Genomic DNA, 26942 nt, shown 5'->3' on the forward strand with positions numbered 1-26942 from the left:
GCGGCGCGACCCGAACCGCGAATTGTGATCACCGCGACGGGCGTGTCGCAACGCGAACCGGTGCGCCGGACCCGGTAATGGGGATACCCTGCCGCACGTGAGGTCACCACGGCGCTGCTCCCGTAACGGCTGCCCCCGGCAAGCGGTCGCCACATTGACCTATGTCTACAACGAGTCCACCGCCGTGGTCGGCCCGTTGGCGGCGTTCGCCGAGCCACACACGTACGACCTGTGTGAGCAGCACGCCCGCAGCCTCACCGCGCCGCGCGGCTGGGACGTGGTCCGGCACGAGGGTGAGTTCGAGCCGCCCCCGCCCACCACGGACGACCTGGTCGCGCTGGCCGAGGCGGTCCGGGAGGCGGCCCGCCCGGCGCCCCGCCCCCCGGAGCCCGACCAGCCCCGCCCGGAAAACCCCCACCAGACCGGCCGCCGAGGCCACCTCCGGGTAATCCCCCCCAACCATTGAGCCGCAGCGGTTACTGGCCCAGGAGGCGGGCGAGGGTTTTGGCGCTTCGGCAGGGGCGGTCGGTTCGGGTTTCCTTGGCGTCGGCGCTGGTCATGAGGCGCAGGGCCGCGTTCATCGCCAGCCAGCGCAGGGGTTCCGGTTCCCAGTTCGGGGAGCGGTGGCCTACCCAGGGCAGGCTGGTCAGCTCGGTGCGCTCGCCGCGGATCAGGTCGGCCAGGGTGCGGCCGGCGAGGTTGCTGGCACCCACGCCGTCCCCGACGTAGCCCCCCGCCCAGGCCAGCCCGTTGGCCCGGTCGAACCCGACCGAGGCGGTCCAGTCCCGGGCCACCCCGAGCGGTCCACCCCAGGTGTACGCCACCGGAACGTCCGGCCCGAGCACCGGGAACAGCTCGCCCAGGGTCCGCCGCAGCGCCGCGAAGACCCGTGGCTCCCGGTCGTGGCCGGGAGAGATCCGGGACCCGAAATGGTACGGCGCTCCGCGCCCGCCGAAGGCCAACCGCCCGTCGGCCGTCCGCTGGCCGTAGATGATCACGTGCCGGTGGTCGGAGAACGTTTCCCGCTCCGCCAGGCCGATCCGTTCCCAGGCGTGCTCCGGCAGCGGCTCGGTGGCCACCATCAGCGAGTACACCGGTGCCACCGTGCGACGCAGGCCAGGCAGCATGGGCGTGTACCCCTCGGTGGCCCGGACCACCACCGACGCCCGCACGCTGCCCGCCTCGGCGACCGCCGCACCGGCCCGGATCGCGGTCACCGTGGTCCGCTCGTGGATCCTCACCCCGAGGCGTTCCACCGCCCGCGCGAGACCACGCACCAGCTTCGCCGGGTGCACGGTCGCGCAGTGCGGGGTGTACGTCCCACCGCGTACCCCCTCGGCGGCGCAACGGGCGGCGGCCTCGCCGGGGCCGAGGAGCGTCAGGTGGTCGTCGCCGAAGCCGAACGCGCGGGCCTCGTCCACGGCGGCCCGGGCCCGGACGAGCTGCGGACCGGTCCGGGCGAGCGTGACGGTGCCGCCGTCCGCCCAGTCGCAGTCGATGCCCTCGGCCGCGACCACCCGGCCCACCGCGCGGACGGTGTCATGCAGCGCCCGCTGCATGGCGACCGCGGCGTCGCGGCCGTGCCGGCGGGCCAACCCGGTCAGCGACGTGGGCAGGAGCGCGGAGCACCAGCCGCCGTTGCGCCCGGACGCCCCGTACCCCGCGATCTCCTTCTCCAGGACGACGACCCGCAGCGTCGGGTCGGCCCGAGCCAGGTGGTACGCCGTCCACAGCCCGGTGTAGCCGCCGCCCACGATCGCCACGTCGGCGTCCGCGTCGCCGGGCAACGGGGGCCGAGGCGTCAGCGGCTCGTCCAGGCTGGACAGCCAGTACGACAGCTCCTGGTAGCGCACGGTCAGAGCCGTGTCCACGCCTCGGTCAGCACCGTGCGGAGGATCTGCTCGATCTCGTCGAAGTGTCGCTGCTCGGCGATCAGCGGCGGGGCGAGCTGGATGACCGGGTCACCCCGGTCGTCGGCCCGGCAGTAGAGGCCTGCCTGGAACAGCGCGGTGGACAGGAAGCCGCGCAGCAGCCGCTCCGACTCGGCTTCGTCGAAGGTCTCCCGGGTGGTCTTGTCCTTGACCAGCTCGATGCCGTAGAAGTAGCCGTCGCCCCGGACGTCGCCGACGATCGGCAGGTCGTGCAGCTTCTCCAGGGTGGCGCGGAACGCGTCCTCGTTGGCGCGTACGTGCCCGACGAGGTCCTCGCGGGCGAACACCTCGAGGTTGGCCAGCGCCACCGCGCAGGACACCGGGTGCCCGCCGAAGGTCACCCCGTGGGCGAACATGCCGGTCTCGGTCAGGAACGGTTCCATGAGCCGGTCGCTGGCGATCATCGCGCCGAGCGGGGCGTACCCGGAGGTGATGCCCTTGGCGGTGGTGATGATGTCCGGCTGGTAGCCGTAGCGGACCGCCCCGAAGTACTCGCCGAGCCGACCCCACGAGCAGATCACCTCGTCGGAGACGAGCAGCACGTCGTACGCATCGCAGATCTCCCGGACCCGCTCGAAGTAGCCGGGAGGGGGCGGGAAGCAGCCGCCGGAGTTCTGCACCGGCTCCAGGAAGACGGCGGCGACGGTGTCCGGCCCCTCGCGCTCGATGGCCCGGCCGATCTCGTCGGCGGCCCAACGGCCGAACGCCTCGGGATCGTCGCCGTGCTCCGGGGCCCGGTAGAAGTTGGTGTTCGGCACCTTGATCCCGCCCGGCACCAGCGGCTCGAAGTCGCTCTTGATGCCCGGCAGACCGGTGATCGACAGCGCGCCCATCGAGGTGCCGTGGTAGGCGATGTAGCGGCTGACAACCTTGTACTTGTTGGGCTGGCCGGTGCGCTTGAAGTACGCCCTGGCCAGCTTCCACGCCGCCTCGACGGCCTCGGAGCCGCCGGTGGTGAAGAAGACCCGGTTCAGGTCGCCCGGGGTGAGCGAGGCGATCTTCTCGGCCAGCTCGACGGCCGTCGGATGGGCGTACGACCAGAGCGGGAAGTACGCCAGCTCACCGGCCTGCTTGGCGGCGGCCTCGGCCAGCTCGGTGCGGCCGTGACCGGCGTTGACGACGAACAGTCCGGCGAGCCCGTCGAGGTAGCGGCGACCCTGCGCGTCCCAGATGTACGCGCCCTCGCCGCGCACGATGGTCGGCACCTCGCCGGCGGAGTAGCTCGCCATCCGGGTGAAGTGCATCCAGAGGTGGTCGGTGGCGTCGGCCATGTCAGCCCCATCGATCGTCGGGCCGGTCAAGGGGTGAAGCCGGCCGCTCTGCCCACGGTTATCGCACAGTCCGGTGCCCTTCGGCAAGTGTTATCAGTGGCCTAGATGCCCGAGTGCGACGGAATCAGCGAGTGACGGCAGTCTGGGCAACGGATTCCGCATCGACGCGCGGGGTCGGATCAGGGCACTCGGGTTCCCGGAAGCCGGGGCCATCAGAGCGGCGCGGACACCCCGACTTCCTGCAACCCGGGTCGATCAACCGAGAGTCGTCAGGCCGTACCCCAGGTGTAGGTCTGTTTGCGGAGCTTGAGGTAGACGAACGCCTCGGTGGAGAGCACCCCGGGCACCGCGCGTAGCCGTTGCAGGATCTCCAGCAGGTGGTCGTCGTTGCGGCAGACGACCTCGGTGAGCAGGTCGAACGACCCGGCGGTGATGACGACGTAGTCGACCTCGTCCAGTTCGGCGAGCCGGTCGGCGACCGCCTCCAGGTCGCCGTCGGTACGCAGCCCGATCATCGCCTGGCGGGGGAAGCCGAGCTGGAGGGGATCGGTCACGGCGACGATCTGCATGACGCCGGAGTCGAGCAGTCGCTGTACCCGCTGGCGGACCGCCGCCTCGGACAGGCCGACCGCCTTGCCGATGGTGGCGTACGGCCGGCGGCCGTCCTCCTGAAGCTGCTCGATGATCTGCTTGGCCACGTCGTCCAGCAGAGCGTGGTTGGCACCTTCACGCACAGCGACACGGCGACCGCCGCCGCCGCTCTCGTGCTGCCGGTTCGTCATCGTGCGCTCCCCATGTCCCGAATCGTGATGTCGCGCGTGTGTCCCCGCGCAGTCTGGCGTATTTCGTCGTCAACTGCTAATCCCGCAACGGAATCCCTTGTAAGGGAGGTTTCCTCATGTCAGGATCAGTGCTCCCTGGCACTCGACCCTCCCGACATTCCCGCCGGCGTGCCTCCCCCGTCCCGCCGCCGACGATGACCCCCTAGGAGTCGTCATGCGTACTCCCCTCCGGCCCCTCTCCCGGCGTGGACTGCTCACCGGCACCCTCGGTTCGGCCGCTCTCCTCGCCGCGGGCGGCAGCCTCGCCGGCTGTGGCACCAAGGGCGCCCAGCAGACCGAGGCCGGCTGCGTCAGCGAGGACCTGTCCGCTACGGAGAAGAAGCTCGCCTTCTCCAACTGGCCGCAGTACATGGACGTCGACGAGAAGGACGAGTCCAAGCGGCCGAGCCTGGACGAGTTCATCACGAAGACCGGCATCCAGGTGACCTACACCGAGGACATCAACGACAACAACGAGTTCTTCGGCAAGGTGCAGAACCAGTTGGCCGCCTGTCAGAGCACCGACCGCGACATCATCGTGCTGACCGACTGGATGGCGGCCCGGATGATCCGGCTCGGCTGGATCCAGAAGCTCGACCCGGCGAAGATCCCGAACGTGGCGGCGAACCTGCTGCCGTCGCTGCTCAAGCGCCCCTTCGACACCGAGAACCGGATCTCGATCCCGTGGCAGTCCGGCCTGGCCGGGCTGGCGTACAACGGCAGCGTCACCAAGGAGCTGCGGACCGTCGACGAGCTGCTGACCCGCCCCGACCTCAAGGGCAAGGTGACGGCGCTGAGTGAGATGCGCGACACGATGGGTCTGCTGCTCGGCTCCAACGGTCACGACCCGTCCAACTTCACGGCGGCCCAGTTCGACGACGCGCTCAACAAGCTCAAGAAGGCCGTCGACTCCGGGCAGATCCGCAAGTTCACCGGCAACGACTACGCGCCCGACCTGGCCAAGGGCGACATCGCCGCGTGTATCGGCTGGTCCGGGGACGTCATCCAGCTCGCCAGTGAGAACGAAAAGGTGCAGTTCGTCGCGCCCGACTCCGGCGTGATGCTCTACAGCGACAACATGATGGTGCCGAACAAGGCCGCCCACCGGGGCAACGCCGAGGCGCTGATCAACTACTACTACGAGCCGGCCGTCGCCGCGAAGCTCGCCGCGTACGTCAACTACATCTGCCCGGTCAAGGGCGCCCAGGCCGAGATGGAGAAGATCGACCCGGATCTGGCCGCCAACCCGCTGATCTTCCCGGACGACGCGCTGCTGGCGAAGTCCAAGGTCTTCATGGCCCTGGACGAGAAGCAGGAGAAGGAGTACGAGGGCAAGTTCCAACAGGTCATCGGGGCGTGACTCCGATGACGCGCGAGACACCCGCCGGCGATCTGCGCCTGGCCGACCTCACCAAGCGGTTCGGCATCTTCACCGCCGTCGACGACCTCAGCCTGACGATTCCGCAGGGCTCGTTCTTCGCGCTGCTCGGCGCGTCCGGCTGCGGCAAGACCACCACCCTTCGGATGATCGCCGGGCTGGAGGAGCCGACCAGCGGTCAGGTGCTGCTCGGCGACACCGACATCGCCCGGCTGCGGCCGTACAAGCGGCCGGTCAACACGGTCTTTCAGAGCTACGCGCTCTTTCCGCACCTCACCATCTTCGAGAACGTGGCCTTCGGGCTGCGCCGACGCGGCATCCGCTCGGTCGACGACGAGGTGCGGCGGATGCTGTCGCTGGTGCAGCTCGACGGCTTCGGCCCGCGCCGCCCGGCCCAGCTCTCCGGCGGCCAGCAGCAGCGGGTCGCGCTGGCCCGCGCGCTGATCAACAAGCCGCAGGTGCTGCTGCTCGACGAGCCGCTGGGCGCGCTCGACCTGAAGCTGCGCCGGCAGATGCAGATCGAGCTGAAGCGCATCCAGACCGAGGTGGGCATCACCTTCGTGCACGTCACCCACGACCAGGAGGAGGCCATGACCATGGCCGACACCGTCGCGGTGATGAACGCCGGCCGCATCGAGCAGCAGGGCGCCCCGGCGGACATCTACGAGTTCCCGGCCACCGCGTTCGTGGCGAACTTCCTCGGCCAGTCCAACCTCCTCGCCGGCGAGGCCGCCGGCACCAGCGGCGGCGAGGTCGCGGTGACGGCGCACGGTTCGCGCTTCACCGTGCCCGCCGGCCGCTCACGCGCCGACCGGGGTCCGGTCCACCTGGGGGTACGCCCGGAGAAGCTGCAACTGGTCGGCTCCGCCGACCAGGTCCCCCACGGACACCAACTGGTCACCGGTGTGGTCACCGACGCCTCCTACGTGGGCGTCAGCACGCAGTACCTGCTGCGCACCGGCTGGGGCACCGAGTTGTCGGTCTTCGCCGCCAACAGCGGTGCCGCGACCCAGGTCCCGGTCGGCGGCGAGGCCGTGGCGTACTGGGATCCACGGCACGCGTTCCTGCTGCCGCGCGACGCCGCCGACACCGACCGGACATCGCCGGTGCTCGACGAGCCGGTGGGTGCGTCCTCGTGACCCTCCTGGCGCCCACCAAGGCGGGTCAGCCGCCGCCCACGGCACCGGCAGCCCGGTCCGGGCGGTACCGCCTCCTGCCGTACCTGCTGCTGTTGCCCGGCGCGGCCTGGCTGCTCGTCTTCTTCGGTGTGCCGCTGCTGCAGCTCGCCGCCGCGAGCCTGTACGACCCCGGCGGCTCGCTCTCCACCGGGTACGCGATGACCTGGGCGTTCGGCAACTACCCGGACGTGGTGCAGGCGTACTGGCCGCAGCTTCTGCGCTCGTTCGGCTACGCCGGGCTGGCCCTGGTGGTGGCGCTGCTGCTGGGCTACCCGTTGGCGTACGCCATCGCGCAGAAGGCGGGCCGGTGGAAGAACCTGCTGCTGGTGTGCGTCGTCGCGCCGATGTTCACCAGCTTCCTGGTCCGTACGTTGGCCTGGAAGACGATCCTGTCGGACAACGGCGCGCTCGTCGGGCTGCTGCGCGACGTGCACCTGCTCGCCCCCGACGGCCGACTGTTGGCCACGCCGTTCGCGGTGGTGCTCGGCCTGACGTACAACTTCCTGCCGTTTCTCGTGCTGCCGCTGTACGCGAGCCTGGAGCGGCTCGACGGGCGGCTGCTGGAGGCGGCCGGCGACCTGTACGCGAGCCCGGCGCAGGCATTCCGCCGGGTGACCCTGCCGCTGTCGATGCCCGGCCTGGTCGCCGGCACGCTGCTGTTCTTCATCCCGGCCAGCGGCGACTACATCAACGCCGAACTGCTCGGCACCCCCAACGAGTACATGGTCGGCAACGTCATCGACTCGGCGTTCCTGGTCCGGCTGGACTACCCGCAGGGCGCCGCGCTGTCGTTCCTGCTGATGGCGGCGATCCTCGCGGTGGTCTTCGGCTACCTGCGGCGGGCTGGCACGGAGGAGGTGCTGTGAGGATCTCGCGCTGGCTGGCGGACCGCTGGGTGATGATCGTGGCGCTGCTGGTGCTCGGCTACCTGTCGCTGCCGATCCTGGTGGTGGCCGGGCTGTCGTTCAACCGCCCGTCGAGCCGACTGTCGTACGACTTCAACGAGTTCACCCTCGACAACTGGCGGCAGCCCTGCGCCACCTCGGACATGTGCGACGCGGTCGTCCGCAGCGTGCAGATCGGCTTCATCGCCACGGTCGTGGCTACCGTACTTGGCACGCTGATGGCGTTCGCGCTGGTCCGGCACCGCTTCCGGGGTCGGGCCGGCGTCAACGTGCTGATCTTCCTGCCGATGGCGACGCCCGAGCTGGTGATGGGCACGTCGCTGCTGGCCCTGTTCGTCTCGGCCGGGGTGCCGCAGGGCTTCTGGACCATCGTCATCGCGCACGTCATGTTCTGCGTGTCGTTCGTGGTGGTCACCGTGAAGGCGCGGCTCGCCGGGATGGACCGGCGGCTGGAGGAGGCCGCCATGGACCTCTACGCCAGCGAGTGGCAGACCTTCCGGCGGATCACCCTGCCGCTGGTGCTGCCCGGCATCGTGGCCGCCGCGCTGCTGGCGTTCTCGTTGAGCTTCGACGACTTCATCATCACGAACTTCAACGCCGGCACGACGGTCACGTTCCCCATGTACGTCTGGGGCGCCGCCCAGCGGGGCATCCCGCCGCAGGTCAACGTCATCGGCACCGCGATGTTCGCGATCGCGTTGCTGCTGGTGGGGCTCAGCTCGCTGCGCGGGCGGCGGGAGCGCCGCGCCAACCTGCTGGCCGTTCCGACACCGCAGGCGCGGCGGCCGTCATGACGCCCGCGCACGTCGGCCGGGCGCTGGCCGACGCGGCACCCGTGCCGTACTGGCTCGACCGCAGGGAGCGCCCCGACCCGCTGCCGCCGCTCACCGGCGCGCAGACCGCCGACCTGCTCGTCATCGGCGGCGGGTACGGCGGGCTCTGGGCCGCCCTGGAGGCCAAGCGCGCCGACCCGGAGCGGGACGTGCTGCTCGTCGACGCGGGCACCTGCGGGTGGGCCGCCTCCGGGCGCAACGGCGGGTTCTGCGCCGCCTCGCTCACCCATGGTCTCGCCAACGGCGTCGACCGGTTCCCCGACGAGGTCGGCGAGCTGGAACGCCTGGGCCGGGAGAACCTGGACGCGATCGCCGCCACCGTCGCCGAGTTCGACATCGACTGCGACTTCGAGCGCACCGGTGAGCTGGCCGTCGCCGTCGAGCCGTACCAGCTCGACGGGCTGGTCGCCGACGCGGAGCTGGCCCGCCGGTACGGCCACCGGGTGCGGTTGCTCGACGCCGCCGAGGTCCGCGCCGAGGTCAACTCGCCGACCTACCTGGGCGGGATGGTTGACGCCGACCGGGTCGCCATGGTGGACCCGGCGAAGCTGGCCTGGGGACTGCGCCGCGCCTGCCTCGCCCTGGGCGTACGCGTGCACGAGCACACCCGGGTCACCGGGCTGCGCGCCGACGGCGTCGCGTTACGGGCGGACACCCTCGGCAGCGATCCCGCCGACCTGGCCCGCTCTGCCGCACCTGCCGGCCTGGCCCGCTCTGCCGCACCTGCTGGCCTGGCCCGCTCTGCCGCACCCGCCGGCCTGGCCCGCACTGCCGCACCTGCCGGCCTGGCCGGCTCTGCCGTAGCCGCCCCGGGCCGCCCCGGCGTGATCCGCGCCCGACGGGTCGTGCTCGCCACCAACGCGTTCCCGCCGCTGCTGCGCCGGCTGCGCGCGTACGTGGTGCCCGTCTACGACCACGTGCTGATGACCGAACCGCTCAGCCCGGCGCAGCGCGACGCGATCGGCTGGCGCAACCGGCAGGGGCTCGCCGACACCGGCAACCAGTTCCACTACTACCGGATCACCCGCGACGGGCGGATCCTCTTCGGCGGCTACGACGCCGTCTACCACTACGGCAACCGGGTCGCCCCGAAGCTGGAACAGCGCCCAGCCACCTTCACCACCCTCGCGCAGCACTTCTTCACCACGTTCCCGCAGCTCGCGGACGTGCGCTTCAGCCACCGCTGGGGCGGCGTCATCGACACCTGCACCCGGTTCTGCCCGTTCTACGGCACCGCCTTCGGCGGTCGGCTGGCGTACGCGGCCGGGTACACCGGTCTCGGCGTCGGCGCGACCCGCTTCTCCGCCCGGGTCCTCCTCGACCTGCTGGCCGGCGGAAACACCCCGCTGACCCGGCTCGACCTCGTCCGCCGCAAGCCCCTGCCGTTCCCGCCGGAACCCGTCCGCGCGGTCGGCATCAATCTCACCCGCCGGTCGATGGCCCGTGCCGATGCGCGTGGGGGCCGGCGTGACCTGTGGCTCCGTACTCTCGATCGTCTTGGTTTGGGGTTTGATTCCTGATGCGTGTCCTGCTCGTCGGCGCCGGTGGCGTCGGCTCCGCCGCCGTAGCCATCGCCGCCCGACGGGCCTTCTTCGAGACGATGGTCGTGGCCGACCACGACCCGCAGCGCGCGGCCCGCGCGGTGGCCGCGCACGGCGGCCGTTTCGTCGCCGCCCAGGTCGACGCCTCCTCGGCCGACGCGATCACCGCGCTGTGCCGGGAACACCGGATCACCCACGTGCTCAACGCCGTCGACCCGCGCTTCGTCATGCCCATCTTCGACGGCGCGTTCGCGGCCGGCGCGGACTACCTGGACATGGCGATGTCGCTCTCGCACGCCGACACGGGCGTGCGGCTCGGCGACGAACAGTTCGCGCAGGCCGACGCCTGGTCGGCGGCCGGTAGGTTGGCGCTCGCCGGCATCGGCGTCGAACCGGGACTGTCCGATGTGTTCGCCCGGTACGCCGCCGACGAGCTGTTCAGCGAGATCGACGAAATCGGCGTGCGGGACGGCGCGAACCTCACCGTCGACGGCTACGACTTCGCTCCCTCGTTCTCCATCTGGACCACGATCGAGGAATGCCTCAACCCGCCGGTGATCTGGGAGGCCGACCGCGGCTGGTACACCACCGAGCCGTTCAGCGAGCCCGAGGTCTTCGACTTCCCGGAGGGGATCGGGCCGGTCGAGTGCGTCAACGTGGAGCACGAGGAGGTGCTGCTCATCCCGCGCTGGGTGAAGGCCCGCCGGGTCACCTTCAAGTACGGGCTCGGCGAGGAGTTCATCGACGTCCTGAAGACGCTGCACAAGCTCGGCCTGGACGGCGTCTCCCCGGTCCGGATACGCGGGGTCGACGTGTCCCCGCGCGACGTGGTGGCGGCCTGCCTGCCCGACCCGGCCACCCTCGGCGCGCGGATGCGCGGCAAGACCTGCGCCGGCACCTGGGTCCGTGGCCTGGGCCCGGACGGCCAACCCCGGGAGGTCTACCTCTACCACGTGGTCGACAACGAGTGGTCGATGAGCGAGTACGGCCACCAGGCGGTTGTCTGGCAGACCGCCGTCAACCCGGTGGTGGCGCTCGAACTGCTCGCCACTGGCGCGTGGACCGGCGTGGGGGTGCTCGGGCCGGAGGCGCTGCCCCCGGTGCCGTTCCTCGACCTCCTCACCGCCTACGGCTCACCATGGGGGACACAGGAGCGCTCAGCAGCGTGAGCTGCCCGCCCCGCGCCCCTGCGTCCCGATCGCCAGCGACGTCGACTGCGCCGGCGGCCGCGGCAACGGCCCGGCCTACGTCAGCGGAGTAGTCAAGGTGATCGGCGAAGACGTCTACGACCTGGATCGCGACAACGACGGCTACGGCTGCGACTAACCCCCGCCCCGCCCAGTCGCGCCCCGCCCAGTCGCGCCCCGCCCAGTCGCGCCCCGCCCAGTCGCGTCGATCATGGAGTTGTGGTGGGCAGAAGAAGCCGATTCGAGGCTTTCTGGCGGCACCACAACTCCATGATCGGCCCCGTTGGCGAGTCAGGGCATAGCACGTTGGACGCTTTTTTGGGGGTTTTGCACAGGGCTGGACTTTATCCACAGGGGGCTGGGGTGGGGTGGAGGGTCGGGGCTCCGTGACGCAGATTCCGCGGTATGGCGGAGCGTCTTTATCGATACTCGGAGCTACTCAGTGCCGGCCTCAGTCGCGAGCAGGTGCGCAGGATCGTTGGGCTATCCCAGCTGCACCGGCTGTCGCGGAGTATCTACGCGCCATCGGCCGACCGGAGTGGGCACCTGCCGGCGATCTTCCGGCGTCTGCCCGACACTGCTGTGGTCGGATATCACACCGGCGCACAACTACACGGTTTCGGCGACCTCCGCAGCCCCGACGTGCACGTCATCGTTCCAGCGGGGGAGCGCGTGCCACACATTCGGGGTCGGCGCTTGCCAACCTGACGAACTCCTGGTCGAAGTCGCTCGGCACGAGCGCCTGCGGGGGATCTGTCAGGCGCGCGAACTCGTCAGCCACGCCGATCCCCGGGCGGAGTGCCGACAGGAAAGTCAGCTTCGCCTTGTGTTGATCGACGGCGGCCTGCCACCGCCGGAGCCTCAGCTGTGGGTGTCGGACAACAACGGGATACCGCTCTACCGCCTGGACCTTGGCTACCGGCAACACCGGGTCGGTGTTGAGTACGACGGCGTGTCCCATCTGGACCGCGCCCGCCTCCAGGGCGATCGCTCTCGAATGAACTGGCTCGCCGACAACGGGTGGCAAATGCGCTATTTCACCGATCTTGACCTCTACCGTCGCCCCGCCCACATCATCCAAACCCTGGCCCCCCTCCTCCACCCCTAGCGTCCCCGCCCCCCAGGCCCCTGACCCCAGGCCCCAGGCCCCAGACCCCAGACCCCAGGCCCCGTCGATCATGAAGTTGTGGTGCTCCTGAAGAAGTGCAAACCAGCGTGTAACGCCCACCATGACTCCATGATCGACGGGGTCTGGGGTGAGGCGCGGGGGGCGCGGGTGAACGGTTGGGGGGTGGTTTCCGTATCAGGGGCTGACGGACATTGGCTAGGGCGGGAGTTTCGGCGATGAGGGTGCAGCGGAAGCATGTGCTGGCGGCTACCGTGGCGGTGGTTGCCGCCGCAGGGGTGGCGGTGGGGACCGGGTTCGGGTTCGCCGACACCGCCCCGGCACGGTCGTCCGTCTGCTCCGGCTCGGTGACGTTCTCCGCGGAGGCCGGTGCGCCGGCGGCGACCAGCGACCGGTTCCCGGTGGGTACGCGGCTGCGGGTGACCAATCTGGACAACAACCGCGCGGCCACGGTGACGGTGACCGGCCCGTCGGGGAGTTGTGTGCTGCTCAACGCCGCCGCCATGGAGTTGGTGCGGGAGCCGGGCAAGAACGTGATCCGCCGCAACGTGGTGGAGCGGCTGGACGGCGTGGCAGCCCAGCCCGCCCCCGGTGGCGTACGCCCCGGTGCCGCCTCGCCCGCCGCGCCGCGCCCGGTGCCCGGCTCGGCCTGCTCCGGCGCGATCACCTTCTTCGCCGAGAACGCCGCGCCGGCGGCGACCAGCGGGAAGTTCCCCGTCGGCACGCGGCTGCGGGTGACGAATCTGGACAACAACCGGGCGACCACGGTGACGGTGACCGGCCCGTCCGGGAGCTGTGTGCTGCTCAACACCGCCGCGATGGACCAGATCCGCGAGCCGGGCAAGAACCTCGTGCGCAACAACACGGTCGAGGTGCTGCGCTGACGGAAGGTGCAGGGGCCCGACGCGGGCCCCTGCACCCACGTCAGGCGAACGCCGCGTCGAGGATGTCGGCGCCCCGGGTGAGCTGCGTGTCGGAGATGACCAGCGGCGGTAGAAAGCGCAGCACGTTGCCGTACGTGCCGCAGGTCAGGGTGAGCAGGCCGGCGGCGTGGCAGGCCGCCGAGATGGCGGCCGTGGCGCTCGGGTCGGGGACGAGCGACCCGGGCTGGACCAGTTCGACGGCGAGCATCGCGCCCCGGCCGCGTACCTCGGCGATCCGGGGATCCCGCTCGGCGATGGCCCGGAGGCGGGGTGCCAGCACGGATTCGATCCGGCGGGCCGCACCGGCCAGGTCCAGTTCGTGCATGGTCTCGATGGTGGCCAGCGCGGCGGCGCAGGCGATCGGGTTGCCGCCGTACGTGCCGCCGAGCCCGCCGACGTGCACCGCGTCCATCAGCTCCGCCCGACCGGTGACCGCCGCGAGGGGCAGCCCGCCGGCGATGCCCTTGGCGAGGGTGACCAGGTCGGGTTCGACGCCCTCGTGCTGGCAGGCGAACCAGTCGCCGGTCCGGCAGAAGCCGGTCTGGATCTCGTCGGCGACGAAGACCACCCCGGCCGCCGTCGCCCACTCCCGCAGCGCCGGCAGGAAACCCGGCGCGGGTACGACGAAACCGCCCTCACCCTGGATCGGCTCGATGAGCAGCGCGGCGACGTTCTCGGCACCCACCTGCTTCTCGACCACCTCGATGGCCCGCGCCGCCGCCTCCGCGCCGGTGAGCCCGCCGTCGCGCAGCGGGTACGACATCGGCACCCGGTAGATCTCCCCGGCGAACGGCCCGAACCGGTGCTTGTACGGCATGTTCTTCGCGGTCAACGCCATGGTCAGGTTGGTCCGGCCGTGGTACGCGTGGTCGAACACCACCACCGCCGGTCGTCCGGTGGCGTGCCGCGCGATCTTGACGGCGTTCTCCACCGCCTCGGCACCGGAGTTGAACAGCGCCGAGCGCTTCTCGAATGCGCCCGGCGTCAACGCGTTGAGCTGTTCACACACCGTCACGTACGACTCGTAGGGCGCGACCATGAAGCAGGTGTGGGTGAACCGTTCGACCTGGGCGCGGACGGCCTCGACCACCCTCGGCGCGGAGTTGCCGACGCTGGTGACGGCGATGCCGGCGGCGAAGTCGATCCACTCCCGTCCGTCGACGTCGGTGAGCGTGCCGCCCGACGCGGCGTCCACATAGGAGCTGATGACGCTGCCCACGCCACGGGCGACGGCACCACTGCGGCGCTTGTGCAGTTCTTCCGAGGACGGCAAGGGTCAGCCCTCGATGTTGTGCATGACGTGCTTGATCCGGGTGTAGTCCTCCAGGCTGTAGACCGACAGGTCCTTGCCGTGCCCGGAGTGCTTGAAGCCGCCGTGCGGCATCTCGGAGACGAACGGGATGTGCGTGTTGACCCAGACGCAGCCGAAGTCGAGCCGTCGCGTCATCCGCATCGCCCGGCCGTGGTCGCGGGTCCAGACCGACGCCGACAGGCCGTAGTCGACGCCGTTGGCCCAGCGCACCGCCTCGTCCTCGTCGGAGAAGCGCTGCACGGTGATGACCGGACCGAACACCTCGTCCTGGATGATCTCGTCGGCCTGCCGCAGCCCGGACACGACGGTGGGCGTGTAGAAGTAGCCGCGCTCGCCCTGCCGGGAGCCGCCGGTCTGGATCGCCGCGTGGTCGGGCAACCGGTCGACGAAACCGCTGACCCGGGCGAGCTGGTTGGCGTTGTTCAGCGGGCCGTAGAGCACGTCGGCGTCGTCCGGCGCGCCGGTCTTCGTGGCGCGGGCCTGCTCGGTGAGCGCCGCCACGAAGTCGTCGTGGACGCCGGGACCGGCCAGTACCCGGGTCGCCGCCGTGCAGTCCTGCCCGGCGTTGAAGTAGCCGCCGACGGCGATGGCCTCGGCCGCCGCCGCCACGTCCGCGTCGTCGAAGATCACCACCGGGGCCTTGCCGCCCAGCTCCAGGTGGGTGCGCTTCAGGTCCGGGGCCGCCGCGGCGGCCACCTCCATGCCCGCGCGGGTCGAGCCGGTGATCGACACGAGCTGTGGGGTCGGATGCGACACGAGGGTACGACCGGTGTCGCGGTCGCCGCAGACCACGTTGAACACCCCCGGCGGGAAGAACTCGGCGGCGATCTCGGCGAGCAGCAGCGTCGACACCGGAGTGGTGTCCGACGGCTTCAGCACGACCGTGTTGCCGGCGGCGAGCGCCGGGGCGATCTTCCAGATCGCCATCATCAGCGGGTAGTTCCAGGGGGTCACCTGGGCGCAGACCCCGATCGGCTCGCGCCGCACGTACGAGGTGTGCCCGGCCAGGTACTCCCCGGCCGAGCGCCCCTCCAACATCCGGGCGGCCCCGGCGAAGAACCGGAACTCGTCCACCGCCGGGGGCAACTCCTCCTCGGCGGTCAGTTGGCGGGGCTTGCCGGTGTTGCGTACCTCGGCGTCGACCAGCTCGGCGGCCCGTGCCTCCACGGCGTCGGCGAGCTTGAGCAGTGCCCGCTGCCGCTCGGCGGGGGTGACCTCCCGCCAGCTCTCGAAGGCGGTGGCGGCGGCGTTCATCGCCGCGTCGACGTCGGCGGGGCCGGAGACCGGCGCCTGCGCGAACACCTCCCCGGTGCAGGGGTCGACCAGGTCGGCGTAGCCGCCGTCGGCCGGGTCGACGTAGGAGCCGTTGACGAAGTTGCGCAGCTGCTGCTGGTCACTCATGACGGGATCACTCCGAGGGGGCCGGGGGTGAGGTCTGCGGCGGTTATCGCAATCTTCCTGCCATCTTCGCTACTGAATCCGCAGCAGACAAGGGCTGCGGCGACTGTTTCCGTCGACTGCTGACTCGTCTACGCTGCACGGCGTGGAGCCCGCACCCTTCTTCGTCGCCTCCCGTCCCGCCTCCGGCACGGGCGAGTTGACCGTCCACCACCCGTACGACGGTCGCGCGGTGGGGCGTACCACCTTTGCCACCAGTGACCAGGTCGAGGCCGCTGTCGCGGCAGCGGCCGGGGTGTCCGCGCAGGCCGCGGCCCTGCCCGCGCACGCCCGCGCGGCGGCCCTGGACCACGTGTCCCGGCGGCTCGCCGAGCGTGCCGACGAGGTCGCGGCGCTCATCACCGCCGAGAACGGCAAGCCCGTGAAGTGGGCGCGCGCCGAGGTCGGACGGGCGGTGTCCACCTTCCGGTGGGCCGCCGAGGAGGCCCGGCGCTTCTCCGGTGAGCTGCAACGACTCGACACCGATCCGGCCGCCACCGGCCGGATCGCCCTGGTCCGACGGGCGCCCCGAGGGCCGGTGCTCGGCATCGCGCCGTTCAACTTCCCGCTCAACCTGGTCGCGCACAAGGTCGCCCCGGCCATCGCGGTCGGCGCGCCGATCATCGTCAAGCCGGCCCCGGCGACGCCGCTGTCCGCGCTGCTGCTCGGCGAACTGCTGGCCGAGACGGACCTCCCGGCCGGCATGTTCTCGGTGCTGCCGCTGCCCAACGACCGCGCCGCCGAACTGGTCGCCGACCCCCGGCTGCCGGTCGTGTCGTTCACCGGGTCGGGGCCGGTCGGCGCGGCGATCCGGCGGCAAATACCGGAGAAGCACGTGACGCTGGAACTGGGCGGCAACGCGGCGGCGGTGCTCTGCGCGGACTGGACCGCCGACGAGGACCTGGACTTCGCCGCGCAGCGCATCGCCACGTTCGCCAACTACCAGGCCGGCCAGTCGTGCATCGCCGTGCAACGGGTGTACGTGCACCACGCGCTGCACGCCGGCTTCCTGCCCCGGCTGGTGGCGGCGGTACGCGCGCTGCGCACCGGCGACCCCACGTCGGAGCTGACCGACGTCGGACCGATGGTGTCCGAGGACGCGGCCCGCCGGGTCGAGACGTGGGTGTCCGAGGCGGTCGCGGCCGGCGCCACGGTCGAGGTGGGCGGCGTCCGCAACGGTGCTACGTACCCCCCGACGGTCCTCACCGGCGTGCCGGCGGACGCCAAGGTCGTCGCCGAGGAGGTGTTCGGGCCGGTGCTGGTGGTCACCCCGGTCGCCGACGACCAGGCCGCGTTCGCCGCGGTCAACGATTCGGCGTACGGGTTGCAGGCGGGCGTGTTCACCCGGCGGCTGGACGTGGCCTTCGCCGCCGCGCGAGTCCTGGAGGTGGGCGGCGTGATCGTCGGCGACGTGCCGTCGTACCGGGCGGACCAGATGCCGTACGGCGGGGTGAAGGGCAGCGGCGTCGGCCGGGAAGGGCTGCGCAGCGCGATGGACGACTACACCGAACCGCGTGTGATGGTGCTGACCGGGCTGGCGCTCTAGGACCAGGTGCCGTCGTCGCGAACCCGGGCGGGGGCGCGGCCGAGCAGCAACGTGGTGAGCGCCGCGTCGACGCTATCGCCGAGGAACCAGTCGCCGGCCTGGTCGAGGGCGAAGACCCGGCCCCGCTCGTCGACGGCGAGGATGCTGTCCTGCTGCTCGGTGCCGATCGGAAAGAGCCGGACGCCGAGGACCGCGCCGAAGTCGGCGAGCGTGTCGGCGGTGTGCGCGATCAGGTGCGGACGGATGTCGAAGCGGGAGATCCACACCTGCTCGCCCGGGCCGCGCCGGGCGCCCACCAGGCTCGGGAACGCCGTCAACGCCTCCACGGCGGCGGGGAAGGCCTCGTGTCGATGCGTCCTCCCGGGCACGGCGGTGACGTCCCGTACCCCGGCCGCCGCCATGATCTGGTCGCCGATGTGCGGACGCCATCCCGCCGCCACCAGCGCGTTCGTCACCTCGGGCGGAAAGCGCCCCGGGTCGGGGTCGGGCGCGGCCGGTGCCCGCCACGTCTCGGTGTAGGCCCGCGCCGCCTCCGGCAGGACGTTGGCGCGCACCAGGAACGTGATGCACGAGTCGCAGGGCAGCTCGGCGACGCCGCCGGCCGGATCACCCGGCTCACGGATCCGGAAGATCTCGAAGCGGGCGGCGTCCAGCAGGGCCGCCGCCTCGGCCCGACCCATCGGCTCGATACCCTCGGCGGCCCGTCGGTGGTCGTACTCGTGCAGCACGTCGGAGACCACGATCAGCTCGGCGTGACATTCGACGCCGCGTACCAGCTCGCCCGGCTGCCTCTCGTCCAGGTAGGCGCGCACGAGCGGATGGTGGTTCAGGGTCGCGGGGCCTCTCGTGCCCTGGGCCGTCCAGATGCGACCGTCGAGGGTCAGGTGCGCCACCGTGTTCGGCGTCGGACCCCGGTGGATCTCCCGGATCAGCAGGCTCGACGCGTCGATCGTGCGCGGCGCGGTCGGCCCGCTGGGCTGACTACGCCGGTACAGGTCCGCCACGACGGCGCTCGGCACCCGGGGCCAGGTGGTGACCTTTCCGGTGCGTTTGTCGATGACGGTCGTCGGCAGGTCGCCGGGGATCGCCCGCACTCCGCTCGACACGATCGAGGTGACGACGAAGCCCAGGTCGAACTCGTCGACCAGCGGGGTGCACTCGTGGCCGAGGCGCTGTGAGTCGCGCCGAGCCCAGGCGGACGCGAGCTGCTCAGCCTGCTGACGGTCGATCACACACCGAAACTACCGGACTACGCGGATCGATGGCGGCCGGTATGGTCCTGGATACCGACGGTGACGGGAGGAGTGGCGGTGAGCGAACGCGCGGACCGGGACGCCAATCGCGAGCTACGAGCCCGATTCGACGACGTGTACGGCCAGTACCAGCAGCTCAGGTCCGGTTTGGACACTCTGACGGCACGGCTCGCCGAGCTGCGGGTGACCCGCCGCTGCGCCGATGGGCACGTCACGGCGACGGTCGACGCGCAGGGCCAGGTCATCGAGGTCGTCCTGGCGCCGGCCGCCTACCGGGCCCGGGACGCCGAGGCGCTGAGCCGGAAGATCACCGAGACGATCCGGGCCGCCGTGGCCGCCGCCAGCCAGGCCACCCAGGCCCTGGTCGCCGAGACCATGCCGGCCGGCTCCGGCTCGGCGGACTTCCTGCGTACCGGCGACTTCGGCGCGTTGCTCGGCCGCGCCGACGCCGTGCTCGGCCGCCGCGAGGGGTCGGCATGACCGACGGGCAGCTCTGGCTGGACGCGTCCCGTGCGCGGCGTGGCGGCGCCGACCTGGCCCTGTCCGGCGAGGCGGTGACGGCCCGTCGCGCGGCGGAGGGCGGCGAGATCGAGGCCGCCAGCGGCGCCCGTCCGTGGGGGCGCGACGACATCGGCGCGGCGTTCGAGCGGAGCTACCGCGGCATCGAGCAGACCGTGCTGCGCGCCTGGGCGGGCGTCGGTCAGCGGCTCACCGAGTTGGGCGTCGACGTGGTCAGCGCGGTCGACGCCAGCGTGCAGACCGACCAGAGCAGCGCCGCCCGGCTCGACCGCGCCGCCGACCAGCGCTGACGGCGGGGCGATCCCGATGAGCGTGCTGCCCAGCCCGATCCCGCACCCACTCGACTACGCGCCCTGGGACGTACCGGGCTGGATCTACGAGGCCCTCGACTGGGCCGTCGGTGTGCAGTGGCCGGAGGGCAACGAACGGGCCGTCTGGGACGTCGCGGACCAGTGGTACGCGGTCGCCTCCGTCCTCGCCGGCCCGCACGCCGACGCCGCGGCGGCCGCCACCGAGGTACGCGGCGGATACGGCGGCGTGGGAGCTGTCGACGCCGCGTTCGAGGCGGCCTGGCGCGGCATCGCCGAGGGCGCCGACGCACCCCTGCCGGTGCTGCTCGCGGTCACCGCCGACCTCGGCCGCCTGGTCGAGGAGTGCGGCTGCGACATCGAGGGTGCCAAGATCGAAGTCTGGATCGAGCTGGGGATCCTGGTCGTCGAACTGATCTCGGTGGCGGTGGCGGCGTTGCTCACCGCCGGGGCGGCGTCTCCGGCGGCCGGCGCGGCCGTCACCGCGACCCGGCTACTCATCCAGCAGATCTTCAAACGCCTCATGGGGCAACTGGCCAGTAAGGCGCTGCGGCGCGGGCTCAAGGAGGCCGGCGAACGCGCGGCCAAGGAGGTCGCCAAGGGCGGCGTACGTGGGCTCGCCAAGCGCGCCACCCGGGAAGGGTTGGAGGAGGCGGCCGAGGAGTCCGGGATCAGCCTCGCCACGCAGACGTACCAGAACTCGACGGGCCGGGCACACGGCGTCGACCTGACCGATCTGGGCGCTTCGGCGGTCGGCGGGCTCGCCGGCGGTGCGGTCGCGCCGCTGGCCGCCCTGGGCCGCCACGTGACCGGCCGCGCGGCACGTATCGGCGAGCACCTCGGTCGGGAGATGACCGGCGAGATGCTGGCCGAGAGCGCCGCCAGCGTCGCCACCGGGCAGGGCATGGCCTCGGTCGACGACGTGGTACGCGCCGCCGCGTCCGGCGTCACCGGCTCGACGACCGCGCAGACCGACCACGCTCTGCAGGCACGCCTTCGCGCACAGGCCGACGCTCTGGCCGGAGCGTCCCTCGCCGGCCCGTCGCTTCCGATCCCGCCCCCACCACCGGAACTCGCGACGTCCACGCCCGTGTCGTCTGGGCCGGTTTCGCCAGGGCCGGCCACTGGGACGGTGTCTTCCGGGCCGGCGGGCTCCGGGGCGGTGTCTTCTTCGTCGGGTCTGACGGGGAATGGCGCGGACGTCGCCGATTCGTCGGTGTCGGCAGCAGCCGGCGCGCCTGGGCTGCCAGCCGACGGGCCCGGGGCGAGTGCAGCCCGGCCGGCGGTGGGGGGTGATGTCGGGCTCGCGGGCGTCGCGGAGCCGGGACCTCACGCGGCTGCGCCCCCGCTCCCGGGGGTCACCGCGCCCGTCGCCGGTGTCGTCGACCCGGCCGGCGGCCCAGGGGTCGGCGTCGCCCCGGCGGTCGCCCCGGCGGTCGCCCCGGCGGTCGAGCCGGCCGGCGTCGCCCCGGGCGTCAGCGGCCCCGTACCCTCGTCGACCGGTCTGCCCGGGTCCGCCGCGGCCGTGTCGTCGCCGGTTTCGGCAGCATCCCCGCCCACAGCGCTCGGGCCGTCGTCGGGCCCGCTGCCTTCGTCGGTCGGGTCCTCGTCTACTTCCGTGACCCCGACGACCGGGCCGGTGCCGGCCGTGGGGGCGGTGCCTCCGGTCGGCCCGGCGGCGAGCACTGCCGGGCTTCCGACGCCGACCGCTTCCGCCGTCCCCGCCCCGGCCATCGCGCCTCCGCTGGCGTCCCCGTTCACGTCCACCGGGCCGACGGCCGGCGCGTCCCCCGACGTCGCCGGCCGGCACGGCGCAGCCCTGACCCCGGCAGACGGGAGCACGGTGGTCGCGCCGACGGGCCGGCACTCCGCACCCGAGTCGACCGCGACGCGGGAGTCGATCGCGCCACCCCGCGTACCCCGGCAGAGGACCGCCGGTCGCACGTCGGCGCCGGTCGACGTGGTGGCGTTCGGCGATCCGATGGAGTCCACGGCCGACGTCGACGACTGGTACGCGGCCCAGTGGCTCGCCGAGGCGGAGGCCGCCGAGCGGCGGCGCTACCAGGGCCACTTCGAGGCACAGCGGATCGGCTTCGAGAACAACCGCAGGCAGGCCGAGGCCGTCCGCCTGCGGGCGCGGGCGGCGGAGCACGACCGCCGGGCTGTCGAGTACGCCAACTACGCCCGACAGTTGCACCAGACCGGCCACCGGCAGTGGGCCGACGGCTGGCAGCGGGCGGCGAACGACGAGACGCGCGCGTACGCCCACTGGCGTGACCTGGCCAACGACGTACTGGCGGGCATCACGGCGCCGCCGGTCGTCGACCTGGCCGACGGGGCCTTCGCGCACGCCAACAGCGACGTGGGCGCTCTGGCGCTCGGCGCGGTGGAGACCGGCGGCCCGTCCCGGCTCACCGGCGACGACGTCCCCCCGCCGATCGACGACTCCCGCCCGTACGGGCAGCCGGGCGGGCTCCGGCCACCACTGGCGCTGCACCAGGTCGACGTCGAACGACAGATGCCGCGCGAACGCGACGGCACCGTCCGACGCACCGCCGATCCGCGCCGGGGCGGCTGGTTCCGCCTCCTGAACGACGGCGGCCCCCAGGCCGACGCCACCCGTGGCATCAACTGCCTGGACTGCACCCTGTCGCTTTTCGAGACGTGGGTGCACGGGCGACCGCGGGTGTCCGCGCCGCGTACCTTCGACGGCTACCTCGACGGCGACATCCGACGCCCGATCCGTGGTGAGGCCGGTGGCCCCGGCCGGGTGGAGGACGCCACCGGCGGCCGCTTCCAACGCGTACTCACCCCCGGTCAGCCGTCAGACCCGGCGCAGGCCCGGCAGGGGTATGCCAATCTGCACGACCAACTGCTGCTGGGCGGCCACGGCAGCTACGCGTTCCTGATCACCGAGTGGGCCGGTGGTGGCTCGCACGCCTGGGTGGCACTCAACCAGAACGGCACCGTCCTCTACGTCGACCCGCAGACCGGCCTCGTCCGCGACCATCCGCTGTATCCCGACGTGGTCGGCATCGACGCGCTCGTCCTGGGCGGAGACGGCCGGCCGATGCCGCTGGGCGGACTGCCCCGGGGCCGGTTCAGTGAACGCCCCGACCTGCCGACCCACCCACCCGGGTACGACGACGGCGGCCACGGCGACCCGTACGTCAACCGCATGTACCTGTTGCTGGACGGCCCCGGCTCGACGGATGCGAGCGGCGGAACTCCGTCAACACCAAGGCAACCAGCGCTCCCAGTCACCGCCCGGCTCACACCAGCGGAGTTGGCTACGCTGACCGAGTTGCACGAGAGCGCGCTGGCAAACGCGGACCGAACCGAGGGCTCCCTGGTTCAGGTCGCGCGACGCGTGACCAACACACTCGGCCTCAGCGCGCCGATCGAGTTGCGGGAGCGCGAGTCTCGCGTCAAGCCGCTCGATTCGCTGATGCGGAAGTATCTCGACGAGGCAAGCATCGACGGCAAGGACGTGACCGATTTTGCGGCGAGCGTCAACGACGTCCTCCGCTTTTGCTTCGAGCTTCCATCGGGGCAGCAGTACAGCCAGGCCGTTGACTTGGTTCTTGCGGGATTGGTCGACGCCGGCTACTCGGTCGCACCCTCGGCCTGCAAGAACTTCTGGCGGCAGGGTAACCGCTTCTACGGAGTTAACTGCACCCTCCGATCAACGGACGGGATGTTGATCGAGTTGCAGCTCCACACTCCCGCATCTCGAGAAGTGTGGTTAGCGACTCATGAGGATTACGAGGTTGTCCGGCGCCCCTCGAACAGTCCACAGCGACGAGTGGGGGCGCTCTTGAGAATGCTGGCTGCGAATCGGGCCAGAGGCCTGCCGGAGGCGCTGCCAGCGGAGCTCGATCTACGTTTCCCACCCAAGGACGCGACGTTCGCGAAGTGGGTGAGTCGGAACAGCGGAGTGTGGCACGAGTACTTGGCTTGGCTGGCTCGCGAAGGAGAGGATTTCGCGGGCGTAGTGCGAGAGTTGGGGCTGGCGCGTCGGGACTTCCCCGTAACGCCACAGGTTGTCGGAGAGTTGGAGCAGGGGTTTGTTGAGCTACTACGTGATCTACCGGAATGACGAACACAATGAGCCGTCGGGTCTCTTTGTCGTGGATGCGGGCATCGGCGATGCCGTTCTGTGGGATCACCGCGCTGGAGAGTGGACGTATAACCCCGACCTCGTGGTGCGCTTTCTCGACGACTACCGGAACGCGGACCGCTACAGGAACGTAAGCCGTGCTGCCGCTGAGGCGGTTGCGCCCACGGTGACGGGCAACGGCGAGTTGCCGGACGAGAGTTCGATCCGTGCCATGTTTGTCGGTGGCGCCGATGATCGCTGATTGGAGCATGTGCCGCGCTGACGGCAAGTGTCTAGCGATGCGAAAAGCGCTCCGGTGTGCGCCTAATGGCTGAGGGTCTGGTGCTCCCGTCCTACTACCTCTACCACCAGGCACCGGTGAAGATCGTGGAGACACCCGATGGTGGTGCCCGGGTCTGGCGAGTTGCCATCGACACGGGGGGATGGCAGGCCAAGCCCAGCCTCTTCACCGAGATCATGCTTGCGGTCGGCGGGGACATCTTTCGCCGTTCCGAGGCGGACTTCGTTCAGGAGGTAGAGGCGTTCCGGGCCTACTACCTGGAGGGCGACGGGCCGATCTTCGCGCTGTACGAAACGGTGCGATCGATTGAGGATCTGGCAGCCGCCGAGGGGCGGCACCTGACGCCGCGCGAGCAGGCTCTCATCCGGGGGATCCGGCAGCGGTCGTTCGTGATGTTCGAGGAGCAACTTCGTGCGGCCGGCGATCCGGGTGCCGATCCCGATCTGGCTGCCCGCTAGTTGCGGATCATCGCGCTCGTCGCGGGCCCGCACGGGGGTGCGCCGCCGGCTCTCCTGTCACGGTGTCCCGCTGACCGGCGCGGGCGACCGAGTGGGTTCCCGGTTGCCGGTGTGGGCGGGTATCGACGAGAGTCGCCGTATGGCTGATTCACGCGACGAGGCGGCGACCTCCGACGGCGAACCCACGCGGACCTTCGGTTGGTCGTACCTGTTCGTCCATCCGGACGACGACCCACGCTCGGACGGTAACTTCGCCGACGAGCGGGCCGTTCTCGTCGAGTACCTGCGCGACCAACGCCTCACCTTCGAGTTGAAGTGCGACGGCCTGAACGCCGAGCAGTTGGCCCGGCGGTCGGTGCCACCGTCGACGATGTCGCTGCTCGGGTTGATCCGTCACCTGGCCGAGGTGGAGCGCGGCTGGTTCCGCAGGACGATGGCCGGCCAGGTCGCGCCCCAGCGGTACTGCTCGGACGACGATCCGGACGGCGACTTCGACGGCGCGGTCGCCGATCCGACGGTGGTCGACGAGGCGTACCGGGCCTGGCGTGCGGAGGTGGCGTTCGCCGAACAGTTCGTGAGCGAGGCTGCGGATCTCGACGTGCAGGGGCGGCAACGCGACGGCAACGTCATCGTTCTGCGCAGGCTTCTGGTGCACATGATCGAGGAGTACGCGCGGCACAATGGCCACGCCGATCTCCTACGCGAGCGTATTGACGGAAGGGTGGGTCAGTGATGGCCGAGGGGTTCGACGTCCGGTTGACGCGGGCGCAGGAGCGCTACGAGCAGGCGGTCTTCGGTGGTGACTCGACGTCGTTGGACGAGGCCGAGCGGGATCTCGTCGCGGTGGAGGCGGACACGGCCCTGGCTCGTGGACGGCTGTTGCACGCCCGTTTCCTCGAGACCGGCACGGAGGACGCGGCCGAGCTGCCGCTCTTCGAGCGGGCGGCGCAGCTCTACCGCGAGGTGGGCGACGCCCGTGGCGAGGGTGAGGCGCTGTTCTGGGTGGGCACGGTCCACCAGGTGATCCGGCAGGACCAGGCCGCCGCCGACCCGGCCTTCGCGCGGGCGCGTGAGCTGGCGACGGAGGCGGGGGACGAGCTGACCCTCTCGTACGTGTTGCGGCACCTCTGCTTCGGCGAGCAGGCCGCCGGCCGGGTCGAGGCGGCGCGGGAGTTGCTGGAGGAGTCGACGCGGTTGCGCCGGAAGGTGTCCTTCACGCCGGGGGTGGCGGCGAATCTGATCGGTCTGGCGGACCTGGCGGCGAGCGACGGTGACCGGGACGCCGCCCGTGGCTTGCTCGACGAGGCCACGTCACTGGCTACCGGCAGCGGCGCGTACGGCATCGTCCGGTGGATCGACGAGGCCCGCGACGAGCTGAAGCTCGCCTGAGCATCCTGTGGGCGCACCGGTGCGCGGCGCGGCCCGCTCCGTAGCGCCGAACGGCGGTTGACCGTGTTTATTAACATCGCTCCATGGCGAGATCCACTACGGGCAGCAGCAGCTCCGGTTTCTGGGCGTGGGCGGTCGGCCTCCTGTTCGGCCTGGCGATCGGTATCCCTTCGTTCGGCCCGAAGGGAGGGGTGGCGTTCGGTGTCGCCATGGCCGTCGTCGTCGGTGTCGCGTTCGGTGCTACCCGGAGGCGGGTCGACGACGGCGCCGATGGGGAACCTGTCGAGGCGTCGACTCCAGCCGAGGACGGCGATGCGAGCCGGTCCTCCCGCTAGAGCAGGTCGGGCGTCAAGGTGACCGGTATGGAGTCGCCGAGCGTGATCGACTCGACATCGCCGATGTCGGGCTGTCCGGGGGCGCGGGATACCGCGACGTCGCCGAAATCGAGTGGATCAAGGGCGGCGCTCACCCGGACTCCACGTTCGGTCGCCGAGGCGGTGGCCGTACAGGAGGAGTTGCGGCCGCTGGTCGACCTGGTCGGGCCCGGCCCGCTCGCGCCGGACACGGTGGCCGGCCTGGACGTGGCGTACGCCGAGAGCGGTGACCTCCTCGCGGCGGCCGTGACCGTGTTGGATGCTCGGACGCTGACCGTGGTGGATTCGGCGGTCAGCGTCGGCCGGCCCGCGTTCGACTACGTGCCGGGGTTGTTCGCCTTCCGCGAGGCACCGGCTCTGCTCGCCGCCCTCGACGCGGTGAAGACCGTCCCGGACCTGCTGGTCTGTGACGGGCACGGGCTGGCGCATCCGCGCCGGTTCGGGCTGGCCTGTCACCTCGGGGTGGTCACCGGCCTGCCCGCCATCGGAGTGGGGAAGACGCCGCTGGTCGGCGAGTGGGAAGCCCCGGCCGCCGAGCGGGGCGCCTGGTCGGCGCTGCGCGACGGGGGTGAGGTGCTCGGTCGGGTGGTGCGTACCCGGGACGGCGTCAAGCCGGTCTTCGTGAGCGTCGGGCACCGGATGAGTCTGGAGAACGCCACTGCCCGGGTGCTCGCGTTGACTCCGCGCTATCGCCTTCCCGAGACGACGCGCACCGCCGACCGGCTCTGCCGCGACGCTCTCGCCCGGGCCGGAGACGGCGGCGGACGCGGGGCGTAGACCGTAACGCCGCACACATACCGACCGCTCTATGACCGGTGGTGGGAGTGGCCCGGTAGTAGCCTGTCCGGCGGA

26 protein-coding genes are annotated in these 26942 nt (G+C 71.4%); 18 read left to right on the forward strand and 8 right to left on the reverse strand.

Annotated features, from left to right (window positions below; genetic code table 11):
* Window positions 1-97 precede the first annotated feature (97 nt).
* Window positions 98-466 (forward strand): DUF3499 domain-containing protein, encoded by a 369-nt coding sequence (locus ACIBTX_RS15675; protein ID WP_355239687.1) that lies wholly within the window; start codon window positions 98-100, stop codon window positions 464-466.
* Window positions 467-476: 10 nt separating this feature from the next.
* Here the strand turns inward: ACIBTX_RS15675 and ACIBTX_RS15680 are convergent, their stop codons facing one another.
* The 3 genes from ACIBTX_RS15680 to ACIBTX_RS15690 form a co-directional block, all read right to left on the reverse strand.
* Window positions 477-1871: an FAD-dependent oxidoreductase gene (locus ACIBTX_RS15680; protein ID WP_357129953.1), complete on the reverse strand. Its 1395-nt coding sequence runs from the start codon at window positions 1869-1871 to the stop codon at window positions 477-479.
* A complete protein-coding gene (locus ACIBTX_RS15685) occupies window positions 1856-3202 on the reverse strand; it encodes an aspartate aminotransferase family protein (protein WP_357129950.1) in 1347 nt (448 codons plus the stop codon). Before ACIBTX_RS15685 ends, ACIBTX_RS15680 begins: the two co-directional genes overlap by 16 nt.
* Before the next feature lie 269 nt (window positions 3203-3471).
* Window positions 3472-3984, reverse strand: a complete 513-nt coding sequence (locus ACIBTX_RS15690) for an Lrp/AsnC family transcriptional regulator (RefSeq protein ID WP_355053574.1) — start codon at window positions 3982-3984, stop codon at window positions 3472-3474.
* Between the two features lie 214 nt (window positions 3985-4198).
* Here ACIBTX_RS15690 and ACIBTX_RS15695 point away from each other — a divergent pair, with 214 nt between their 5' ends.
* From ACIBTX_RS15695 to ACIBTX_RS15720, 6 genes are read left to right on the forward strand one after another with little or no spacing between them, the layout of a single operon-like run.
* Entirely contained in the window at window positions 4199-5383 is a 1185-nt protein-coding gene (locus ACIBTX_RS15695) for a spermidine/putrescine ABC transporter substrate-binding protein (RefSeq protein WP_357129945.1), read from the forward strand.
* Window positions 5384-5388: 5 nt separating this feature from the next.
* The gene (locus tag ACIBTX_RS15700) at window positions 5389-6540 is read left to right on the forward strand and encodes an ABC transporter ATP-binding protein (RefSeq protein ID WP_357174875.1); all 1152 of its coding nucleotides are present in this window, start codon (window positions 5389-5391) and stop codon (window positions 6538-6540) included.
* On the forward strand, window positions 6537-7445 hold the full coding sequence (locus ACIBTX_RS15705) for an ABC transporter permease (protein WP_357174871.1): 909 nt from the start codon (window positions 6537-6539) through the stop codon (window positions 7443-7445). The genes ACIBTX_RS15700 and ACIBTX_RS15705 overlap by 4 nt, the downstream gene beginning before the upstream one ends.
* The gene (locus tag ACIBTX_RS15710; RefSeq protein ID WP_396832635.1) at window positions 7442-8278 is read left to right on the forward strand and encodes an ABC transporter permease; all 837 of its coding nucleotides are present in this window, start codon (window positions 7442-7444) and stop codon (window positions 8276-8278) included. Before ACIBTX_RS15705 ends, ACIBTX_RS15710 begins: the two co-directional genes overlap by 4 nt.
* Window positions 8275-9837: an FAD-dependent oxidoreductase gene (locus tag ACIBTX_RS15715; protein WP_363660149.1), complete on the forward strand. Its 1563-nt coding sequence runs from the start codon at window positions 8275-8277 to the stop codon at window positions 9835-9837. The genes ACIBTX_RS15710 and ACIBTX_RS15715 overlap by 4 nt, the downstream gene beginning before the upstream one ends.
* A complete protein-coding gene (locus ACIBTX_RS15720; RefSeq protein WP_357129930.1) occupies window positions 9837-11027 on the forward strand; it encodes a saccharopine dehydrogenase C-terminal domain-containing protein in 1191 nt (396 codons plus the stop codon). Before ACIBTX_RS15715 ends, ACIBTX_RS15720 begins: the two co-directional genes overlap by 1 nt.
* 667 nt (window positions 11028-11694) lie before the next feature.
* Here the strand turns inward: ACIBTX_RS15720 and ACIBTX_RS15725 are convergent.
* A complete protein-coding gene (locus tag ACIBTX_RS15725) occupies window positions 11695-12147 on the reverse strand; it encodes a hypothetical protein (protein ID WP_396832636.1) in 453 nt (150 codons plus the stop codon).
* A 242-nt stretch (window positions 12148-12389) separates the two neighbouring features.
* Between ACIBTX_RS15725 and ACIBTX_RS15730 the strand changes: the two genes are divergently transcribed.
* On the forward strand, window positions 12390-13055 hold the full coding sequence (locus ACIBTX_RS15730) for a hypothetical protein (RefSeq protein ID WP_357129925.1): 666 nt from the start codon (window positions 12390-12392) through the stop codon (window positions 13053-13055).
* Window positions 13056-13095: 40 nt separating this feature from the next.
* Here the strand turns inward: ACIBTX_RS15730 and gabT are convergent, their stop codons facing one another.
* The gene (gabT, locus tag ACIBTX_RS15735) at window positions 13096-14367 is read right to left on the reverse strand and encodes a 4-aminobutyrate--2-oxoglutarate transaminase (protein WP_363660147.1); all 1272 of its coding nucleotides are present in this window, start codon (window positions 14365-14367) and stop codon (window positions 13096-13098) included.
* A gap of 3 nt (window positions 14368-14370) precedes the next feature.
* Complete coding sequence (locus ACIBTX_RS15740; protein ID WP_357129919.1) at window positions 14371-15807, reverse strand: gamma-aminobutyraldehyde dehydrogenase; 1437 nt, start codon at window positions 15805-15807, stop codon at window positions 14371-14373.
* Between the two features lie 142 nt (window positions 15808-15949).
* Here ACIBTX_RS15740 and ACIBTX_RS15745 point away from each other — a divergent pair, with 142 nt between their 5' ends.
* Window positions 15950-17389: an aldehyde dehydrogenase family protein gene (locus tag ACIBTX_RS15745; RefSeq protein ID WP_357129916.1), complete on the forward strand. Its 1440-nt coding sequence runs from the start codon at window positions 15950-15952 to the stop codon at window positions 17387-17389.
* Here the strand turns inward: ACIBTX_RS15745 and ACIBTX_RS15750 are convergent.
* Entirely contained in the window at window positions 17386-18621 is a 1236-nt protein-coding gene (locus tag ACIBTX_RS15750) for an SUKH-3 domain-containing protein (protein WP_357394364.1), read from the reverse strand. The two genes, ACIBTX_RS15745 and ACIBTX_RS15750, sit on opposite strands and share 4 nt — an antisense overlap.
* A gap of 78 nt (window positions 18622-18699) precedes the next feature.
* Here ACIBTX_RS15750 and ACIBTX_RS15755 point away from each other — a divergent pair, with 78 nt between their 5' ends.
* From ACIBTX_RS15755 to ACIBTX_RS15790, 8 genes are all read left to right on the forward strand, one after another.
* On the forward strand, window positions 18700-19122 hold the full coding sequence (locus ACIBTX_RS15755; RefSeq protein ID WP_357174850.1) for a YbaB/EbfC family nucleoid-associated protein: 423 nt from the start codon (window positions 18700-18702) through the stop codon (window positions 19120-19122).
* Window positions 19119-19451, forward strand: a complete 333-nt coding sequence (locus ACIBTX_RS15760; RefSeq protein WP_357129907.1) for a hypothetical protein — start codon at window positions 19119-19121, stop codon at window positions 19449-19451. The genes ACIBTX_RS15755 and ACIBTX_RS15760 overlap by 4 nt, the downstream gene beginning before the upstream one ends.
* Before the next feature lie 16 nt (window positions 19452-19467).
* Window positions 19468-23568: a toxin glutamine deamidase domain-containing protein gene (locus tag ACIBTX_RS15765; protein ID WP_357394362.1), complete on the forward strand. Its 4101-nt coding sequence runs from the start codon at window positions 19468-19470 to the stop codon at window positions 23566-23568.
* Window positions 23540-23830, forward strand: coding sequence for a hypothetical protein (locus ACIBTX_RS15770; RefSeq protein WP_357394360.1), 291 nt, complete (start codon window positions 23540-23542; stop codon window positions 23828-23830). The genes ACIBTX_RS15765 and ACIBTX_RS15770 overlap by 29 nt, the downstream gene beginning before the upstream one ends.
* Before the next feature lie 116 nt (window positions 23831-23946).
* Window positions 23947-24327: a hypothetical protein gene (locus tag ACIBTX_RS15775; protein WP_357394357.1), complete on the forward strand. Its 381-nt coding sequence runs from the start codon at window positions 23947-23949 to the stop codon at window positions 24325-24327.
* Window positions 24328-24466: 139 nt separating this feature from the next.
* Window positions 24467-25060 (forward strand): DinB family protein, encoded by a 594-nt coding sequence (locus tag ACIBTX_RS15780; protein WP_396832637.1) that lies wholly within the window; start codon window positions 24467-24469, stop codon window positions 25058-25060.
* A complete protein-coding gene (locus ACIBTX_RS15785; RefSeq protein ID WP_357174844.1) occupies window positions 25060-25716 on the forward strand; it encodes a tetratricopeptide repeat protein in 657 nt (218 codons plus the stop codon). The genes ACIBTX_RS15780 and ACIBTX_RS15785 overlap by 1 nt, the downstream gene beginning before the upstream one ends.
* Window positions 25717-25799: 83 nt before the next feature.
* On the forward strand, window positions 25800-26051 hold the full coding sequence (locus ACIBTX_RS15790; RefSeq protein ID WP_357129892.1) for a hypothetical protein: 252 nt from the start codon (window positions 25800-25802) through the stop codon (window positions 26049-26051).
* On the opposite strand, the gene ACIBTX_RS15795 is transcribed toward ACIBTX_RS15790, so the two are convergent.
* Complete coding sequence (locus ACIBTX_RS15795; RefSeq protein ID WP_396832638.1) at window positions 26048-26185, reverse strand: hypothetical protein; 138 nt, start codon at window positions 26183-26185, stop codon at window positions 26048-26050. The genes ACIBTX_RS15790 and ACIBTX_RS15795 overlap by 4 nt on opposite strands.
* 28 nt (window positions 26186-26213) lie before the next feature.
* Between ACIBTX_RS15795 and ACIBTX_RS15800 the strand changes: the two genes are divergently transcribed.
* A complete protein-coding gene (locus tag ACIBTX_RS15800; protein WP_396832639.1) occupies window positions 26214-26867 on the forward strand; it encodes an endonuclease V in 654 nt (217 codons plus the stop codon).
* Window positions 26868-26942: the final 75 nt, after the last annotated feature.

The sequence above is a fragment of the Micromonospora sp. NPDC049359 genome (assembly GCF_044466585.1).
In the GTDB taxonomy this organism is placed as follows: Bacteria; Actinomycetota; Actinomycetes; order Mycobacteriales; family Micromonosporaceae; genus Micromonospora.